This window comes from Micromonospora sp. NPDC005710, from assembly GCF_040630995.1.
Lineage (GTDB): Bacteria > Actinomycetota > Actinomycetes > Mycobacteriales > Micromonosporaceae > Micromonospora.
In genome coordinates this window covers 43313-62257 of the sequence record NZ_JBEXYP010000027.1, presented here as the reverse complement: position 1 = coordinate 62257, position 18945 = coordinate 43313, and the positions used below count along the sequence as shown (strand labels likewise).

The following is an 18945-nucleotide window of genomic DNA, read 5'->3' as shown; positions in this document are numbered from 1 at the left end:
GCGTCAGTGGATCGGGCACGTCATCCTCACCTGGGTCGGGCCGCCGGCGGGGCTGGTGACGTGCAGGTCGCCGTCGAGGGCGTCGAGCCGGGCGCGCAGTCCGGCGAGGCCGGTGCCGGCCTGCGGGTCAGCGCCGCCGACGCCGTCGTCGACCACCGAGACGATCAGTGCGTGGTCCTCGGTCCACGCGTGCACCTGTGCCGATCGGGCCCGGGCGTGGCGGGCGACGTTGGTGAGGTTTTCGCTGACGAAGAAGTAGGCAGCGGCCTCGACGGCCGGGGGGAGCCGGCCGTCGAGGGCAAGATCGAGGTGAACCGGGACCGGTGAGCGACCGGCGATCTCGTGCACCGCCGCGGCGAGACCATGGTCGGTCAGTACCTGGGGGTGGATACCCCGGATCGTGGTGCGCAGGTCGGCGAGGGCCTGCTCGGCCTGCTGATGGGCCTCGCGCACGAGGTCGAGGCCGGGGCCGTCGGTCAGGTCGAGTTCGGCGCTGCCCAGTGTCATGGTCAGCGCAACGAGGCGCTGTTGGACGCCGTCGTGGAGGTCGCGCTCGATCCGGCGGCGTTCGGTTTCGAACGCGTCGACCAGCCCGCTTCGAGAGCGGCGCAGCTGCTGGACCGCTTCGGCCAGCTGGGCTTCGGGCGGGTCCAGCAGGTACCGCACCAGAGCCGCCTGGCCGCAGGCCAGCGCGGTGACCGCGTACGCCAGCAGGACGAGCGTGAGGATGCCGGCGGGCACCGCCAACCACGCCTCACCGGTGTTTCCCACCTGCCACCCGGCGACCTCGACCACGTCGTGACGGACCAGCACCGGGGCGAGGATCAGCACGACCGGAGCCGTCAGCAGCACCACCACCACGGCGTCCACGAGCCAGAACAGCGTCACCAGCAGGACCGTGACGCCCGCCTCCGGCCAGGCCACGCGGCCATGTTCCCGATCGCGCGGCGCAGGTAATCGGCTCACCGGCCGCCCGGGGAAGATCAGCCGGAGCCGGCGCCGCTCGCCCGCGGCGGCGAGATGCGCGAGCGTCGGAAGGCCGGCGAGCACGAACAGCCCCGCGACCACCACGATCGTGGCCACGCCCACTGTGAGGACCATGAGCAGGAGGATCAGCCAGCCGAGACCGATGGGCACTGTGGTGGCCACGTACGTGAGTGAGCGCCACGGCCACACCGACGCCAGAAACCGCGTGGGGCGTCCCCGTACGGCCGTCCAGGCATCACTCACGTGCCAACCCTACGGTTCGCGCCGGCCGAGCGAGGTAGCGTGCGCGCTACCCCAGAAGTCGCGTCCAAGCCAGTGTGGTGGGCCGCGCCGGCAGGCACAGTTTGGGCATGAACCAGGCATTCCCGGCGGCCGTCACGCTCGACGGGCTCACCCGCACCTACCGCTCGCGCGCCGGCACGGTGCATGCGCTGCGCGGCGTCACCCATGTGTTCCAACGCGGCACGTTCACCGCGATCATGGGACCGTCCGGCTCCGGAAAATCCACCCTGCTGCAGCTCGCCGCAGGCCTCGACCGGCCGACCGGCGGGCGGGTGCTCGTCGGCGACACTCAGCTCGACAAGCTGGACGAGACCGCGCTGACCCGCTTCCGGCGCACGTCGATGGCGTTCGTCTTCCAGTCCTACAATCTTCTCGACGCGCTCACCGCGTTCGAAAACGTCGCGCTTCCCGCCCGCCTGGCCGGACGCCGTGTCGATCCGGCCGCCGTGCAGACCGCCCTGGCTCACGTCGGCCTTGCCGAACACGCCAGGCGTCGGCCATCGGAGCTGTCCGGCGGCCAGCAACAGCGGGTCGCGATCGCCCGGGCGCTGCACGGTCGGCCCGACGTCCTGTTCGCCGATGAACCCACCGGCGCCCTGGACCGCGGCACCGGACGCGACGTACTGGAACTCCTGCGCTCGCTGGCCGACGGCGGCCAGAGCGTCGTCATGGTGACCCACGACCCACTGGCTGCCTCGTACGCGGATGCGGTGTTGTTCCTCGCCGACGGGCAGATCGTCGGCCACCTCACGCACGCCGACGCCGGTCAGATCGCCGCGGAGATGACCGAGTTGGAGAAATGATGCTGACGTTGAGCCGGCAGACCGTGCGCAGCTCATGGCGCGGGTACCTGGGCGCCTTCGTCGCGCTGCTGTTCGGCGTCGTTCTGATCGCCGTCACCGTGACGCTCATCGGGAGCGTCGACGCCACCGGCAGCCGGCCCGGCGTCACCGCCGACCAGCGCGCCCAACTCGACGACCTGGCCGCGATGTTCGGGATCATGTCGGCGGTCTCGGCGTTCATGGCGCTGTTCGTGGTCGGCAGCACGTTCGGCTTCGTCGTGGCCGGCCGTCGGCGCGAACTCGGCCTGCTGCGCCTGGTCGGCGCGACGCCAGGGCAGGTGCGCCGGCTTCTGCTGGGCGAGTCCCTCGTCGTCGCGGCCGCGGCCACCATGATTGGCGGTCTGCTCGGGACGGCGCTGGCCCCCGCCGTTCTCTGGCTGGTGGAGGCCATCGGGCTCACCACGCTCGACCTTCGGGCGCCGCGCCCGTGGATCGCCTGGGCGGTCGCCGTGCCCACCGGTGCCGCGATCGCGCTCCTCGGGGTCTGGCGATCCTCGCGCCGCGCCGCCCGGATCGCCCCGAGCGCCGCCCTGCGGGAGGCCACGATCGAACGAACGCGGCCGAGCATTCTCCAGCTCGCCGTCGCGACGCTGAGCTTCGGCGGCCTGGTGGTCGTCGCCGCCGCCGACATGCCGCCGCTGTTCGCCCTGGTCGCCTCCATCCTGCTGCCCGAGGTGGTCGTGATTGGTGTGATGAGCGTCGGCCACGCCGTCATCCCGCGGCTCGCCGCCCTGCTTGCCCGCCCGCTCGTCGCCCGGTACGTCACGGCCCGGATGGCCCGCGACGAGGTACGTGCGGCCGCCCGCACCACCGCCACGGTCGCCGCCCCGATCGTGGCCATCTCCGCCATCGCCGGGTCGCTGCTGCTGTCCCTCAGCTTCACCGCCGACTGGACGAACGCGCAGGACCATGCGCGGCTGCGCGCACCGCTCGTCGTCGAGGCGGACAGTCCGGCCGCAGCGGCGGCGGTCGCGTCCGACAACTCCGTCGCGATCGCCGACGTACGCCGGCAGGCCATGCTCCAGCGTGACGAGGAGGGCCGTCCCGGCGTGCGCAGTCAGGTCGAGATCCTCGACCCCGTCACCGCCTCCGCGGCCCGGGGCCTGACCGCCACCCGCGGCACCCTCGACGACTTCCACGGACGCGCCGTGGCGGTCACCGGCACAGAGGCCAGCGACGCCGGCATCGGCCTGGGCGGCGTTCTCCCGGTCTGGATCGCCGGCGAGCGGGTCCCGTTGCGGGTCGTCGCCGTCATCCCCGACGCACCCGACCTGTACGGCGAACTCGTCGTCCCGGTCGGCCTGCTCCCGCCGGCAAGCGAACGTGCCACCGGGACGGTCTTCGTCCTACCGCGCAACGACGCCGCCGCGGCGCGCGTCTCCCTCCAGCGCACCCTCGCCGGCACCAACAGTCGGATCCTCGGCTCCGGCGACTGGATCGACGCCACCACGGCCCAGACCCGCCAGGCCAACAACCTCAGCCTCACCATCCTGCTCGGACCGGCCGGCCTCTACGCCGCCATCGCGATCGTCAACGCCACCCTCATCGGCGGATCCCAGCGGCGCCGGCAACGTGACCTGGTCCAGTTCCTCGGCGCGACCCCCGACCAGGTCCGGCGAGCAGCCATCTGGCAGGCCGCCTTCGTCTGCGGCACCGGCCTGCTCCTGGGCGGTGCCACCACCCTGCTGCTCGGCTGGCTCGTACGCCGCGCCATCACCGCCGACCTGGTCGGCATCGCCGTGCCCACCACCATTCCATGGCTCCCGCTGCTCGGCATCGGCGTCACCTGCCTGCTGCTCACCGTGGCCGCAGCAGCGGCCGGTATCCGTACGCGCAAGGCTCCACATCTAGCCGGGAACGCGCCATGAGCTTGAGTCCCGAAAGACTTCACGGTGTTGGATCGTTCCGGCAGGAGTTCCCGATGTCCCGTGTTCTTCCCCGCATCCTGGCGGCCCTGGTGACCGTCGGCGCCGGCCTCGTCGCCGCGCTGGCGGCCCACGCCGACAGCTCCCCCGTCCAGGACGGCTTGAGGGCGACAAACGGCGAGGCAAGCGCTATGAACCGATCCTGCGCACCGAACCGCGCCGGGACCGCTCTTTGACGTGGGCCGAGTTCGTCGAGGCTGGCCTGCTGCGTGAGTATCGCCGAACCCACCGAGTGCCAATGGTGGAGCTGCGGGCCTTCATCGACCTGCTCCGGGAACGGTTCGACGTCCCCTACCCCCTGGCCGACCGTCGCCCCTACGTCGCTGGCCGCAAACTGGTTCTCGAAGCCCAGACCGCCGCTGCCCGCCCATCGCCCACCGACCTCGACTCGCCCTCATCGCCAAGCAACACCGACCCTCGCCCCCGCCGGTCTCGCGCTCGGCTTGTCCATCCCCACCACCGACAGCAGTTGGCTCGCGCTCGGCGGTGTCCTGCTCTGCGTCATCGGCGTCGCCATGGCCGTCGCCGATTGGACCAGACACCACCGCAACACAGAGCCCTTGTAGCCTTCCCGTGGCGGCCATCCTGTCCTGCCGGCGCGTCTGGCGGTGACCGGTCAACCGCCGTCACCATCCTCACCGGGGCGGCGGCGTCGCCCCGGGTCCCTGTCGGCGGCCATGAACGCGTTGTTCTTGCCGGTAGGCCACGGTCAGCCGGGCAAAGCCCTCGTCGAGCGTGACCTTCGGTGACCAGCACAGCGCCTCTCGGGTCCGGCGTTGGTCAAACCAGTGCGCGGTGGACAACTGCTCGGCCAGGAACCGGGTCATGGGCGGTTCTCCGGTGCGCCGAAGTGCCGGCCAGAGACGCTGCACCGCGGCACCGCCGGTCTTCGCCACTGCCACCGGTACCCGGACCCTCGGCGGCGTCGTCGCGGCGGCGACACAGATCCGTTCGACGAGTTCGCGCACCGTCCGTGGCTCGCCGTTGGTCACCACGAAGGCCTGCCCGTGTACGTCCACCTCGGCTGCACGGTCGAGCGCGGCGACCAGCGCGTCGGCGGCGTTACTCACGTAGGTCGTGTCGATCAGGGCGGTGCCCTGGCCGACCAGTGCCAGCCGGCCGGCTCGGGCCCGCTCGACGATCCGGTGCACCAACTGGGTGTCACCCGGTCCCCAGACCAGATGCGGCCGGAGGGCCACCACGGCGAAGTCGGCCGAGTCGGCGGCCAACGCGAGCAACTCGGCCGAGGCCTTACTGCGGGCGTAGTTGCCCCGCGCCCGGTCCGGGTCAGCCGTGTCGGCGTCGACGCCGACCAGGCCGGCGCCGTGGTGGGCGACCGATGGAGAGGAGACCTGCACGAAACGCGTCACACCGGCGGCCTGGGCGGCGGCGAGCAGGGTGGCCGTGCCACGAACGTTGGTGTGCTCGAACTGCTGCCACGGGCCGGTCATCGACACCTTCGCGGCCAGGTGGACCACGGCGTCGACGCCCTCCGCGGCGGCAGCTACGGATCGCGGGTTGGTGATGTCGCCGCGCCGCTCGTCGCCGCCGACCAGGCCGCTCTGCCGACGCTGCAGGACGCGGACCTCGTCGCCGCGCGCCCGTAGCGCGGTGGCGACGGCGCCGCCGAGCATGCCGCTGGCACCGGTCACCAGGACCTTCACGGCCGGCTGACTCTTCCGCCGGCGAGTACTCGCTCTGCCCAGTGACGCAGCCGGGTACGGTCGATCTTCGAGTTGTGCCGGATGTCCGTGGGCAGGTCGGGGACCACCAGCACGGCCGCGATCGGCGCCGTCGCCACGGTGCGTACCGCGTCGATCAGCTCCCGGCTGGCCAGTCGGGCACGGCGGGCCCCGGGCATGGTCTCGGCGACGACCACCACCTGCGTCACACCGGGTGGTCCCACCCCGACCACCGCGGCCCGTACGATCTGCGGCAACGACTCGACCTGCTGCTCGATCCCCACCGGGGTGAGCACGCCATCGGCGGTGACGATGATGTGGGCCAGTCGGCCCTGCACCCAGAGCCGGCCGTCGGAATCGAGGTAGCCGACGTCGCCGGTGCGGTGCCAGCCCGGATTGCGGGAGCTGCTGCGCTCGGTCAGCCAGAGCGCGTCGTAGCGGTCCTTGGTGTGCCCGGCCCGGACCAAAATCTCACCGGTCAGCCCGGGAACGCTGCCGGGCTGCTCGGCGGGGGTGCCGGTCGGGTCCAGAACGGCGATCGCCACCTGGACACCGGGCAGTGGCCGGCCGACGCAGACACCGTCACCCGGCTCGGTGTCGGTGATCTCGTCGAGGGTGATATCGGTGCACGGCAGGACCTCGGTCATGCCGTACGGGGTGTGCGGCTGCGCTTTGGGCATCAGCGCCCGCGCCTGGCTGAGCAGCGCGGCGGGCACCGGCGCACCCGCACTGAGCAGCAAGGTCACCCCCTCCAACGCGGCGCGCTGACGATCGTCGAGGGCGTCACCGGTGTCGATGACATTGCGCAGCGCGGCCGGTGAGGCGAAGACCGAGGCGGCGTCGACGGCGGCGGTCGCCTCGGCGAGAGCGGTGGCGGTCAACGTCCGTGGCGAGGTCACGCTCATGTCCGGGATCGCCGAGGGGGCGCCGAGGGCCGGGCCGAAGAGTGCGAACGGTGCGAACGCCGCAACGATCCCGGCGTCGGCGTTCACGCCGATGGCGGAGAGCGCGTCCCGCATCGTGGCGAGTTGGCGATGCGTGTAGACCACACCCTTCGCCGGCCCGGTGGAGCCGGAGGTGAACAACACCGCCGCGTCGTCGTCCGGGCCGGGCGGGGCAGGTAGTTCGTCGATGTCGGCACCGAGGCGGGCGAGCTTACCCAGGGTCAGCGCGCCCCACGCGGCGGCGCCGGGGCCGGCCCCGAGACGCCGTCCGGGCCAGCGCAGGGCACGGGCGACGGCGAGTCCACGACCGACGGCCACCAGGTACGCCGGGTCGGCGCTGCGCATCGCCCGGTTCATCCCGGCCAGCCCCAGCCCGGGGTCGGCCACCACGATCACCGCACCGATGCGCAGGCACGCGTAGACGGCGGCGGTCAGGTCGGCGCCGGGCGGTACGAGCAGGGCGACCCGATCGCCGGGTCGCACCCCGCAGGCGGAGAGCCCCGCCGCGATCTCCCGGATCCGTTGCCACAGCAGCGCCCAACTGACCTGCCGGCCGTTCTGCGCCAACTCGACGAGAGCGACCGAGCGGCCCGCGGCCCGCGCTGCCAGCTCCGCCCACAACGGACGCCAGGGCGCTGCCGGCTTCGGCGTCGCGGGCGGGCCGGCGGGAGGCCGGTCCAGATCGACGAGCCACTGCGCGACCGCGTCGGCGACGTCGGCGTCCTCGGTGACCAGGTGACCCGCGCCTTCGAACCGGTGCAGCTGCGCATGCGGCAGCCGCTCCCGCAGATCCCTCAGGTGCGCGGCGCCGAAAACCGGATCGCGCGGACCCCAGAGCAGCAGTGTCGGGGTCTGCGCCAACGTGTGCAGATTCTGCGCGACCCCTTGCAACGCCGGCCAGCTCGGGTGGTCGGCGCGCAGCGGAATATCGGCGACGAAGCCACCGATCGCGGCCCGCCGGTCCACCGTCCGGTACGCAGCGAGGTAACCATCCCGGACAGCCCCCGGCAGCCACGGGTTCGCCAGCGCGAGGGTGGCCTGCAGGAACGTCGGCGTCCGGACGGTCACCGCCGGCAGGACACCGGGCAGCCGGGCCAGGCGGATCAGCACCGGCGCCGCCGAACCGGCCGGCTGGTGCACGGCGGTGTTGGTCAACACGACACCGCGGAGCTGATCGCGGTGACGCAGTGCCCAGCCCAACGAGATGGAGCCGCCCCAGTCGTGCCCGACCGTCACTACCGGCCCGGTCAGGCCCAACGCGTCAGTGACCGTGCTGAGATCGTCGATCCGCTGCGCCAGCCCGCGTACCGTCCCGGTGCGCTCCGAGAACCCCATGTCCAGGTGGTCGACGGCGATCACTCGCCACGGCGGTGCGTCGGCCTGCGCGAACCGGGCCAGCAGGTGCCGCCACAGGTACGACCAGGTCGGGTTGCCATGCACGCAGAGCAGGGTTCCGACGGGTCGGACCGAGGCGTCGGAGTCGGCCGCCGCGGTGTCCAGGACGTGCCAGGTGCGCTGGATGCCCTGGCTGTCCCGGGCGGTGACAAACCGGGACCAGGCGGTGTCGAGGCCGGGCAGCCTCAGTGGTGGGGCGGCGTGTCGATCATTCACCAGACGACTTCCAAGGCGCAGGTGTTCAGGCCGGAGCCGACCCCCATGCAGAGCACCCGGTCACCGGGGTTGAGCGATTCGGCGTGGTGGGCCAGGGTCATCGGCAGCGACGCCGGGCCGACGTTTCCCCACTGCGGAAAGGTCTCCGGGACCTTTCGAGGGTCGAGGCCGAGCCGGTCGACGACACCTCGTGTGTGGGCCACCGAGACCTGGTGCATCACGTAGAGGTCCATGTTCTGCCAGTCCCATGGCCCGGCGTCCGCCCAGGTCGCGTCGGCGAGGGCCACCCCCGCGTCGAGCAGGCCCTTCGCATCCGTACGCATCTGGGTGCTGTTTCCTTCGCACAGTTTGTGATGCTGGGTCGCCGCCCGACCGACCCCACCGATCAGCCGGTGGCCCTCTTTGTGGTCGTCGGCGGCAGCTAGCACCATCGCTGCCGCACCTGAACCGAGGGTCAGCGTGGCGAACTGCTCCCGCACCTCGTCCCGAGTGGAGTCGGGTCGGCGCAGCCGGTCGATCGTCGCCTGTTGGGCCTCGCGGGAACTCTCCCCCGCCACGATCAGCGCGTACCGGATCTGTCCAACGTCGATCATGTTGGCGGCGACCTGCATCCCGTTGACGAACCCGAGGCAGGCGTTGGCGATGTCGAAGTTCAGTGCCGACGACGGCAGCTCCAGGGTGTGGTGGATCGCCGCCGCCGTCGAGGGCTCCAGAAACGCCCGTGACACAGAGGTGTTGAGCAGCAGGCCGACGTCACGTACGTCGACGCCCGCCTCCGACAGCGCCTTGGCACCGGCAATCGCCGCCGCGTCCGCGAAGCCGGAGCCCTCCGGCCACCAACGCCGCTCCTGGATGCCGGCGATCCGCTGAAGCATCCCCCGACGCAGCCCCAGCCGCCGGAACGTCTCGTCCAACTGCTCGTCGAACTGATCAGAAGTAACGACAACCGGCGCCTCCTGAGCCACCACCGACAATATCGCTGTGTTCCTGTAGCGATATTCAGCGTTGCCCTGCGTCATTCAGCCTCCGCCCGACACCCATCCCGAGGGCTCGAAGCTATCCACTCGGTCCCCACTCCACCAACAGTCGAAGGGCATCGCGGTGAACATCACTCACCTGTCCACACCATCGGGCGCCTGCACCCTGAGGTGTTCCATCTCGTTGCGCTGGACGTTGTGGCCGTGCTGCGCCGCATCATCCCCGACTGCACGACGCGGTGGCAGGACCCGACGGCGCTGAACCAGCGGACCCCGGGGCGTCGTCCGTTGCGGTGGACCGGCGTGGGCGCGGGCCACCCCGTAGCCGAAGTGCCGTTCCACCCAGGTGAGAGTGGTGTGGCGCAGCCAATGCGTGGTGATGCCCTGGGCGGCGATCCACGACAACCGTCGGCCGATGCGAGCCCACAAGAGGTCGTAGTGCCGGTAGGTGGCAGGACGGCCGTTGCGGTAGCGCAGCAGCGCGTCGTTAGGCGTGGCGGCCCCGCGAGCCTGGGCATGCTCGCTGAGGCGAGCGGCGAGCGTCAGCGTGATGGGCTGCCACCGCTGCGTGCCGCCCTCCTCCGTCAACCGGTTCAGCGCGTGGTCGGTGTCCAGGTCGATCAGGCGCAGCGCGCGAGGGCGCCGCCGCGTCGGCAGGCGGTCTCGGTGTGCATGCGCAGCAGCAGGGCGGCGGGTGCGGGCAGTGTCGGCAGCGGCGCCGGCTCCGGCGATGCGACCGGCGGTGGGGTGGGAACGAGCGCCTCGACGAGCTGCTCGTCGGGCCAGCGAGGGCGCTGGCGCTCGAGATTCACCTAGGCCCCCGCCAACGCGGCGGCATTGGTGTCAACGCAGGTGGCACCGGCTCCCTGGGGTCGGTGCGCACATATGATTCGTCGCGGCTCGCGTCCCCACGCGAGAGAAAATTAATCTCGCGTGGATATCCACGAACTCTGGTGTCCGAGGGGGGACTTGAACCCCCACGTCCAGCATCCATGCACCAGATAGGTGCTCATGCGCCCAATCTACCAGCGGCGCGGACCGGCAGTTCCGAGTCCAGAGCACGGGTCTCGCAAACCGCCGAGCAGCTCGCCAAGAGGAGTCCACAGCCCGCTCAGCCGGGCTGACGCCGATCCCAGCGTCTCGGCTGATGGCTGTCGGCATGGTGGTGGGTGGCGGATGCCAAGGATTCCGACACACCTTGGACGATCACCACCCAATCACGACGGCGTTCACCGGGCCACCCCCTGTCCCGCGATCTCCGCCTGGCGGGGCCGCTCTCGCGCCTGAAGAACTGTCGGAGGGAACGACTACGCTGCTGTCTAGCGGTAACCAATCACGCAGCGGAGGTGGTAGCGATCAGGAGTGGAAGAAGCTATGAGCGCCAGGTGATGCGGTACCTCACCGAGGAAGATCAGCATGTCACGTTCGAACTCGATGCGAGAATCTCCGACAGGAGTCAGCGCTATCGTCGCCAGGTCGACATATGGCTACCGAAATCTCGCGAAATCGTGGAGTGCAAGAATCACACTCGCCTGGTGGGCGTGGGAGTGGTAGATGCCCTTGTGGGCGCAATCGACGACATCGACGCCCACGGCGGACGGATTTTCAGTAACAGCGGATTTACCTCGATCGCTCGAGCTAGGGCAGAGAAGGCAGGAATCAGTTGCATTAAACTTCCGCACGATGACCAAGTCGAGTTCTTTCACACATCCAAAGGTGGAGGCACGTATTACGGTGACTACTTGGACTTGTGTTGGGCCTCGACCAAGGGCTGCGACAGCGTAGGAAGGATCAATTACTGCGACGATGAAGGGGTCGATCTGCCAATAGTTGTAGGCAGTAGTGTCGATTGGGGGAATGTTCAGATGCGCGGCTTCATCGCCTATATCCTTCTAGCGCACCAGCTCGGGAAGCCGCCAGCAGAGTGGACAATCGACAACTTCGTTTATGAGCATGGAAGCATGTTCGAATCCGGATTCGAGTGGACAATCGACGAAGGCAAGGTAAGCCACCTGGCGGTGGCATGAAATAAACGACGCTGCAGCCCGACTACGGACTGGGTAGCCAGAACCAGAGACTCCCTATGTTCCATCTCGGGTAGATGGGCCGATAAGACCTTGGGCGTTTACCCCTCGCACTCCGACCGCTGCCGAGAGCAGAGGGTGCGACTCACCTGTTAGGGCTGCCAAAGCTCGGGCGACCTCGTAGACGTCGGCTCGCACATAGGTGCTGGTAGTGCCTGCATCAGACCTGCCGTTGTGACCTGCGAACGCTCGGGCTACTGCATAGCCGAAGCTCCGCTCCACCCAGGTCAAGGTTGTGTGGCGTAGCCAATGCGTGCTGACCTGCTGGGTAGCCACCCAAGGCAGGTGCCTACCGAGGCGCTGCCAAAGATGGTCGTGGCGCCGGCTTGTGATGGGCCGACCGTTTCGGTATCTGAGCAACCGATCAGTCGGTTTGCCACCACCTCGGTCATCAGAATGCCCCGCAAGCTGAGTGGCCAGCGTAAGTGAGACGGGTTGCCAACGCACGGTCTCGCCCTTCTCGTGCAGCTGGACCATGCACTGCTCCATATCGAGATCCGCGCGGCGGAGGGCAAGCCCTCCACCCCTCCTGCACGCAGTCTCGATATGGAGTCGCAAGATCAGGGCGTCGAGCTCAGGGTCGTTGCCGGTGGTAGCAGCGACTTCGTTGATCGAGGCAAGCTGCCGCTCGGACAGTGCGCGCCTCGTGCTGGCCAGGCGTCGGGGCTTGGGCACCCGCTTGGCCGGGTTGTTGAACTCGGTGATGAGCCCGTCGGCCTCGGCATAGCTGTAGAGGCACCTGAGCGAAGAGATGAGGTGCTCCGCGGCCGTCCGCCCACCGCGAGAGTTTCTTCGCACTACGAGCTGGTCCTTCATGCGCTCGGCGAGCTGCCTGATCTCCAGCGGCGTCGGCTCGTTCAGGCGGCGGCTGCCCCAGACCTCTCGGACCCTGTTCCAGTAGGTGCCGTAAACCCGTCCCGTGCCCGCCGTTACCGCCTCAGATACGCGTTCGATGTACTCGTCGAACGTGGGGACCACGCGAGGTGTGCTCTGCACGGCCAGGAGCTGCTCCGGCGTTACCCCTAGCCGAGTCAGGAGGAGCCGAGCCGCCTCCAGTTCGTCGCCCCCGCTGAAGGCCGACCCCATCACGCTGCCTCACGTACGCCGTATCGCGAAACCATGAGCTCCAGTGCGCTCATCGTGTAGACCAGCAACACGGAGCGGTCCAGGTACGCCAGCACCAGGAGACGATGACCTCTTTCGACGCCGCAGCTCCGCCGTACTGAGGACGGCAGCACCAGGTGACCTTGCCGGTTGATCGTCCACCGCCCGCCGCGCCGCGCGGTCACCGTGATCACGTTGTCCCTAGCGACGAGGTCGACGGGACGACCGGCGAACCACCCGAGGGCTTGTAGTGGCCTGCGGTCGGCTAGACGGCCGCTTACGTCGACGGATGTGACTGCGCAATGTACCGCCTGAGGCTTGAGGGTCCGCGCGAGGCGCGGCAACGGCAGGCCGCGGGCGATAAGGTTGTAGTGGTCGTAGGGACCGGCTCCCACCTGACCATCCTCGGGTCCCTTGCTTGCCGATACGGCTATCTCACCCTGTTCATGCAGCACGCGATCACCTCCCGTGATCAGCAGACCCCCCCGGCCAGACGTCGCTGGTGGCTCGTCCCGCTGTGATCAGTGGGAGTGCTCCCGACGCCAGCTCAAACCATGCCGAGGTCCGGCTACCGTGCCGCTACCTGTGAGAGCCACGAAAAGCGGCAACGGTAACGCATTCGCCGCTGGGCCAAGCGCAACCGAGGCTGCGCCGTCGCAACCAGGCCACGCCAGCCGTTCCAGAGCTTGGTGACAACGGCGAACATAGTTGCGTGTAGAGCGAAGGCAGTCCAACGCGCCGCAGCAGCTACCCCACATAGGCCGCAGATCTATAAAAAGAGGTCTGCGGTCTTGGGGAGCCCGACTGCCGCGAGATCGATGTCTAGCCAGGCGGGCTCGTCACCGTACGCGGCTGCCCACCAGTCGGTGTGTTCGATCGCCTCACTGGAGAGCGGAACGATGAACGTCTCGCGCACGAGGTAGGGGTGGGTGAGTCGTCGGAGGAAGACTCCGGACTCGGAACGACCGGTAACCGCTTGGGCGGCGGCATCGTTACCGTCGAAGTTCACCCCGGGCCCACTCGACAGTACGACGCCGTGGGCGTTCGTAGGCCAGGTGATCTTGCTGCGGATCAAGGCAGCGATTGCGTCGATGCGGTCTGCTGGCTCCATCGTGGTCCACTCAGTGAACTGAAAGAGCCCATCCAGGCAGTCCACGCGAACCCAGGCAGGCAGCGGGCCGGCGATCTGCGCAGCCTTCTTAGCGAGAGTTCGACCGAGCCGGTGCCAGCCGTCACGGTTCTGGGGAGCGCCGGTGAAGCTGGGTCCCGGCGGTGACAAGTCCGGGTAGATCGCCACCACTCCAAGATCCCCTCGGAGCACCTGCACCTCGTGCGACTCTGCTGCAACAGACGCAAGGACGCCGACGGACCTCAGCCACTCCCACGTCTCGGTTTCGTCCATGTGATCGTCCAGCGCCACTACACAGGTCACATCGTGCGTGCGCTCGATTCCCCTGATCACGGCCTGAACATGGTCTTCGTAGTTTTCCCACGCCATGTCGACCGCTCCCCGAGGAACCGTGGTGGTCTCGACCATCCACGGCCTCCGCTCAGGGTCGATGAGGAGATCCGCGTTCTTGACTGAGCCGGGGATCGGCGGCTCGAAGCTACATGGCGATCCGGAGCTTGCTGCCGCGCGAGCAACCTCCAGTTGAAGCCAGGTGTGCCGCCAGGTTGCGGTGTCCACGCCCTTTCTCATGTTGGTCCGGACTTTCGCGAACGTAGGCTCACCGGCTGCAGCGTCCAGCCACAGCGCCCATGACAGCAACTGAGGTAGCGCGTAGCGGTGAGTACCGACGAGCAGCAGTTCGCGTGGCACCCAGCCTTGCTTCTTGTACTGGCGGCCCAGCCAGCTCTCCCCGAGGTGCATGCGTAATCGACCGACAGCCCACCGCGCTGCGGCAACGCCATTGTCGGGCAAGCCATTGCGGACGATCATCTCGTCGATTAGCTGCCAGGTCGGTCCAGCCTCGCTCATCTCGCCAGGATGGTATCGATGAGCCCTCCGTACAAGCTTCTTTTGAAGGCGGGCAGGATCCCGGACCGCAGGAAAGAAGCCTGGTCGGCGTCGTCCTCGGCACACCGACGAGTGCACCGGTGCTGTGAGGGAGGCGCCGCGGTACCCGTCCAGCCGGACGGTAGAACGGCGTCAGGTCAGATGGGTTGCCGCGGAGCTACCCCAATGGCAGGGCCGGAGGGCCGGTCCGGAAGGACCCACCGCGGGCGGGCATCCAAGCCGAGAACCCACCGCTCCCCGAACCGCTCCTGTTCACCGAGTCGCATCGCCGCATTGACTCATGCTTATTGCCGGCGACGCCGTCGGAGAGGATCAACCAGTCCGCAGCGATCGATCGCCGCGTTGCCCTGTCGTTGATCGGCCGCCTGCAGGCCGTCGCCTTCCTCAGTAGGCGCTTGGCGCGGCTGCGCGCCGCACCAGCGCCGCAACGTCATGGAGAATCTCGTGCGGCTGCCTCAAGAGGTCGAGCGGGTGATGGATGATCTCTATCGTCGTATTCCGGATGTGCTTGCGCTCCGGCGGAGTCGTTCCCTTCGCGTATACCAGCCATCCAGTTCGCACATCGAGGGCAGCACAGTAGGCGAGCATCTGGTAGGTGTCTCCGTTCGGAAAACCCGACGTCGGATGCTCAAGCTTGTACTTTGCATCGAACACCGCGACGGGCCGACCGTCGACCAGATAGACCAGGTCGGGCCGAATCGGGATGCTCTGTTCGGCATCCAGATACGTCCGATACTGCTCCTCCACCACTCCCGGACAGGATCCGAGCGCCTCACGGATCGCGGCGGCGACGAAGTTCTCGAAGACTGTGGCCATGTTGACGGCGAAGGCAGCGATTGCGATGCCGCCGGCATCGGGCTCAGCGGACTGGTTATCGAGGATCAGCTCGGCCAGCCGGAGTGCGAGCACATACCTCATGTTGATCCGACTGGGGCTCCACAGGGGAACCGGCGCATGGGGTGGAAGGACGGGTACCCCGGCAAGGCGTGCGTCCAGCCGCTCCAGCCGCTCCCGTGCGGACGGCAGGAGCCGGGGCACGGCCAACATTCGGCGTACAGCGGTGCGGAGCAGGCGGTTCTCGACGATGTCGACGGTCCAGTCGTCGAACTGCACCTCGATCGGCAGCGGTATGGCCGGCCGACGGGCGAACTGCTCGGCGAATCGAACGCGCCCACGGATCAGCGGAAGCGCCTCCTCGAACGAGGTATACCCCTGCAGGAGACCACCAGCGAGGGCCCGCTCGGCCTGCCGGATCAATGACTCGGCCATTGCCGGCCACAGTCCTGACGCCGGTGCCGCAGTTACGTCCTCTGGGCGGAACCGCGGGTCTTTCGCGTACCCGAGAAAGAACAGCAGCCTCACCACGCCGACCTTCGGCTGCACCTGGACGTCGAGGTCTCCGGCGCGGACCGCGCCCACCTTGCCGCCGGGTCGAATACGCCAGCTCCTGCCCTCGGGGGTCAGCTTGACCAGGCCGGACACCCGGAGTATCCGAACCTGAGCGTCGTCGAGGGGCCGCAGCACACCACTGGTATCCAGTTCGGGCAGGATGACCGCATCCACGCTGTCCACTGCTACTGCACGTCATCCGAATCATCGGCAACGTCGACGGAAGCGGTTTGGGCACGGACCGCAGCCAGTCCGAACCGGCTGTGCACCTGCGCCCGGCTGAGTCGACCGTAGTAGTGCTCCTCGAGCAGCGGGAGCAGATCGTGCCGCCAGACGCGCTGGAGCGCAGCCTCATCGTCGAGGCCGGGCCGCATGAGATACGAAGGCCCGATCTTGAAGTCGTGGTCTTGGGCACCGATCAGGGTGTTGAGTGAGACCAACAGCCCGGCACGCTCGTCGTCCTCGCGGCCGTTGGCGGCAAGCCAACTCCCGAGAACATCGCGAACCGGATCCTCGTCGGGGTGCAGTTCGACGAACGCGAAGCGGCGTCGGATGGCCGCGTCGATCATCGCGATCGACCGATCAGCCGTGTTCATCGTCCCAATGATGAACACGTTGGGTGGCAAGTTGAACGCCTCGGACGGCGAGTACTGCAGCCGCACCGTGGATTCGCGGTACTCGAGCAAGAAGTACAGCTCACCGAAGACCTTGGCCAGGTTCGCCCGATTGATTTCATCGATGATCAGCACGTACGGGCGGTGCCGGTCGTTTCTTGCCTGCGAAGCGATCTCCCGTAGCGGGCCTGGTGTCTTGACAAAGCTCACTGCGCCGCCCTCGACGTTCTCGACTGGCCGGAACCCTTCGAAGAAGTCCTCGTAGGCGTACGACGGGTGGAACTGCACAAGGCGTATCGCGTCCCGCTCGGCCACGTGGCCCGCCAGCGCTCGGGCCAGGTAAGTCTTGCCGGTGCCTGGTGGGCCGTACAGAATGATCTGCGACCGCTCCTGCCACAGCTCGACCAGCCCGGTGAGCCAGTGGGTGCTCATGTGTACATGCTCAGCCAACGCCACGGTGGCGGCGTTGAGCTTCAGGGTGGTGGGGCCGACCGCTCGGTCCACGACATCCGCCGTGCTTGCCGTGCCGGTTTCCTGCTCTACCTGGCTGATTGACTCGAAGAGCTCGATCAGCACTGGCAGTGCACCGGTCAGATCGACCACGTTTCCCTGTTGATCCAGCTCCGCTGGCAGGGGTGCGGGAAGCGCGGCAGCCTCGAGCGACGCGACGGCCCATTCGGCCGGCCGGCGCAGCTCGCTACCGGCTGCGGCCGGACGAAACTCCGGCCCACCGGCAAGGATTCCCAGATACATCCGGTCGTCAATGAGCGTCGTCACGATGTCGTCGCTATCCATCTGGCTCAGAAAAGCATGGAACTCGTTGGCGTAGGTGACACGTTGGGCGTAGTCGAGGTGCCGGTATCCGGTATCCACGGCCGACCGGATGTCGGCCCGGGACGCGCCTAACGCGACATCCCCGAGATGCGCGGCACTTAGGGATACGAACGAGTCTTTCAGCCAGTCAGCCAACAGGCGGGGACCCCCGTGACCCGGACGGATCAGCCAGGCTCGCCGTTCACCGGGCGGCCTCTCCTTGACTCGCCACTGATTCACGAATGGCGGCAGGTAGTAGTCTACTGGCTGGCCGGTCTCGCTCTGGACTCTGGCGGTGATCCCGAGCAGATCGCGGTTGATAGATGGCGTGCGATCGCCTGGATCGCTGAAGGCGTCGCGGATCGCCCGCTTGTGCCCAGTATTAACGATCGGCAGGAAGTGCGTGGGAAACCGCAGATAGAGCAGCGACTCTCGCAGGGATGGAACGATGTTGGCCTCGTCCAACAGGGACTGCCACTCCCAGGGGTCGGCCAGCGCACGCTGCCGGCGGTCGGGGGAGATGGTCCACCAGTCAGACAGGAGGACGACTGCGTCCGCCAGCCACTTCCAAATCATCGTGTGGCCGCCGATGCCGCCGTTCCATGTCCCCTGCTCGAACGCGGCCAGCACCTGCTCCGGGATGGCAACTGGTTCCTTCATCCAGCCGAGCACTGTGCTTACCCGTTCGCGCAGCTTGCCGGCGCTCAGGTTCATCAACGGTAGTCCCTGCAGCGTCAGCAGCTCCGCTGTCAGTTGGATCGCGAGGTCGGATCCAGGCTCGAGTTGCCTGTGCAGCTTGACCAGGAACGAGTCCGTGCCGGTATCGACCCGTTCGTTGTACAGGTGGAACAGCTCTTCCGCTGTCTCCGCACTCCAGACTGGACGTCCGGGCGTGAAAAGGGATCCGCCTCGATTCAAGCCCTGCTCGAGGAGCTCCCAGCCAACACGGCGGACCAATTCGTCGTCGCGGGGAGGGACAATCGCAGCACTATCGTTCATGATCCGCTTACTCCCCTAGCTGATCGTCAGGTCCGTAGGCGCAAAGCTCAGGTCGGGTGAGGCTGGGCCGACCGGTGAGGGGCGACCAGCTTGACGAACCGCCTGCTCCACACCAACCTCAGGCGCACAGAGAGAACCGAGGTCGAAAGAATATCCGGTGGATTCGGCCGGTCAAGCTCTACACGAGAGCGGCCGGGATGGGCTGTTCGTTGGGTCGAGGCAGCTGCCACCACCACGCGGGTACTGCCAACCATGGTGGGCTCAAGATCACCCCGACGATCACCTCCTCGCCAAGTATGAATCGATCTTGAGCGTCAACTTTTGCCGCGCGACGAGCACGGCCCGACGCAAACTCCGAGCGACTATTCGGCTGCTTGAGGATGAGTAGCGCCGGACGGCAGGATCCCGGCTCCCCAGGGCGATGCGGTGACGCTCTACCCTCATTCGTGCCGTGATCCCAGGGCCTTACGCCATCGACCCTAGCCAAAGCCGCGGAACCAAGCCGGCCACGGCATCCACCACCGCACAACGTCGGGCAGCCGCAGCGAGCCACTCCGTTCCCGAAGCATCCGCCATCCTGTCTGCCATCGACCCGCCCGCCGGGGAGCGGGCCGCCGCCCGGCCCGCCACCACCGCGGACCTCGACGGCTCGTACGGACGCTGGCGGGCCGGGCG

Annotated in this window: 14 protein-coding genes; 3 read left to right on the top strand and 11 right to left on the bottom strand. The window is 68.1% G+C overall.

Annotated elements, in window-relative coordinates; genetic code table 11:
* Positions 1–3: 3 nt before the first annotated feature.
* The gene (locus tag ABZ406_RS27450; protein ID WP_357767476.1) at positions 4–1230 is read right to left on the bottom strand and encodes a histidine kinase; all 1227 of its coding nucleotides are present in this window, start codon (positions 1228–1230) and stop codon (positions 4–6) included.
* A gap of 107 nt (positions 1231–1337) precedes the next feature.
* On the opposite strand from ABZ406_RS27450, the gene ABZ406_RS27445 reads away from it, so the two are divergent.
* Entirely contained in the window at positions 1338–2072 is a 735-nt protein-coding gene (locus ABZ406_RS27445) for an ABC transporter ATP-binding protein (protein ID WP_357767554.1), read from the top strand.
* 8 nt (positions 2073–2080) lie between these two features.
* Complete coding sequence (locus ABZ406_RS27440; protein WP_357767473.1) at positions 2081–3979, top strand: FtsX-like permease family protein; 1899 nt, start codon at positions 2081–2083, stop codon at positions 3977–3979.
* Between the two features lie 692 nt (positions 3980–4671).
* Here ABZ406_RS27440 and ABZ406_RS27435 read toward each other — a convergent pair.
* From ABZ406_RS27435 to ABZ406_RS27415, 5 genes are all read right to left on the bottom strand, one after another.
* Positions 4672–5700, bottom strand: a complete 1029-nt coding sequence (locus ABZ406_RS27435; RefSeq protein ID WP_357767470.1) for an NAD-dependent epimerase/dehydratase family protein — start codon at positions 5698–5700, stop codon at positions 4672–4674.
* Entirely contained in the window at positions 5697–8273 is a 2577-nt protein-coding gene (locus ABZ406_RS27430; protein WP_357767467.1) for an alpha/beta fold hydrolase, read from the bottom strand. Before ABZ406_RS27430 ends, ABZ406_RS27435 begins: the two co-directional genes overlap by 4 nt.
* Positions 8270–9238, bottom strand: coding sequence for a 3-oxoacyl-ACP synthase III (locus tag ABZ406_RS27425; RefSeq protein ID WP_357767464.1), 969 nt, complete (start codon positions 9236–9238; stop codon positions 8270–8272). Before ABZ406_RS27425 ends, ABZ406_RS27430 begins: the two co-directional genes overlap by 4 nt.
* A gap of 147 nt (positions 9239–9385) precedes the next feature.
* Positions 9386–9838 (bottom strand): hypothetical protein, encoded by a 453-nt coding sequence (locus ABZ406_RS27420; protein ID WP_357767461.1) that lies wholly within the window; start codon positions 9836–9838, stop codon positions 9386–9388.
* 32 nt (positions 9839–9870) lie between these two features.
* Positions 9871–10062, bottom strand: a complete 192-nt coding sequence (locus ABZ406_RS27415) for a hypothetical protein (protein ID WP_357767458.1) — start codon at positions 10060–10062, stop codon at positions 9871–9873.
* A gap of 576 nt (positions 10063–10638) precedes the next feature.
* Here ABZ406_RS27415 and ABZ406_RS27410 point away from each other — a divergent pair.
* A complete protein-coding gene (locus ABZ406_RS27410) occupies positions 10639–11277 on the top strand; it encodes a restriction endonuclease (RefSeq protein WP_357767551.1) in 639 nt (212 codons plus the stop codon).
* Positions 11278–11331: 54 nt separating this feature from the next.
* On the opposite strand, the gene ABZ406_RS27405 is transcribed toward ABZ406_RS27410, so the two are convergent.
* The 5 genes from ABZ406_RS27405 to ABZ406_RS27385 form a co-directional block, all read right to left on the bottom strand.
* Positions 11332–12150, bottom strand: a complete 819-nt coding sequence (locus tag ABZ406_RS27405; protein WP_357767548.1) for a site-specific integrase — start codon at positions 12148–12150, stop codon at positions 11332–11334.
* A gap of 269 nt (positions 12151–12419) precedes the next feature.
* Positions 12420–12893, bottom strand: coding sequence for a hypothetical protein (locus tag ABZ406_RS27400; protein WP_238647354.1), 474 nt, complete (start codon positions 12891–12893; stop codon positions 12420–12422).
* 314 nt (positions 12894–13207) lie between these two features.
* The gene (locus ABZ406_RS27395; protein ID WP_357767455.1) at positions 13208–14416 is read right to left on the bottom strand and encodes a hypothetical protein; all 1209 of its coding nucleotides are present in this window, start codon (positions 14414–14416) and stop codon (positions 13208–13210) included.
* A gap of 423 nt (positions 14417–14839) precedes the next feature.
* Positions 14840–16027, bottom strand: a complete 1188-nt coding sequence (locus ABZ406_RS27390) for a restriction endonuclease (RefSeq protein ID WP_357767453.1) — start codon at positions 16025–16027, stop codon at positions 14840–14842.
* Between the two features lie 2 nt (positions 16028–16029).
* Positions 16030–18270: an AAA family ATPase gene (locus ABZ406_RS27385; RefSeq protein WP_357767450.1), complete on the bottom strand. Its 2241-nt coding sequence runs from the start codon at positions 18268–18270 to the stop codon at positions 16030–16032.
* Positions 18271–18945: the final 675 nt, after the last annotated feature.

What these genes read in the sequence shown, in the direction of transcription:
- ABZ406_RS27395 (WP_357767455.1), bottom strand. Translation starts at nt 14,416, where the DNA reads ATGAGCGAGGCTGGACCGACCTGGCAGCTAATCGACGAGATGATCGTC.
- ABZ406_RS27445 (WP_357767554.1), top strand. Translation starts at nt 1,338, where the DNA reads ATGAACCAGGCATTCCCGGCGGCCGTCACGCTCGACGGGCTCACCCGC.
- ABZ406_RS27405 (WP_357767548.1), bottom strand. Translation starts at nt 12,150, where the DNA reads ATGAAGGACCAGCTCGTAGTGCGAAGAAACTCTCGCGGTGGGCGGACG.
- ABZ406_RS27385 (WP_357767450.1), bottom strand. Translation starts at nt 18,270, where the DNA reads ATGAACGATAGTGCTGCGATTGTCCCTCCCCGCGACGACGAATTGGTC.
- ABZ406_RS27410 (WP_357767551.1), top strand. Translation starts at nt 10,639, where the DNA reads ATGCGGTACCTCACCGAGGAAGATCAGCATGTCACGTTCGAACTCGAT.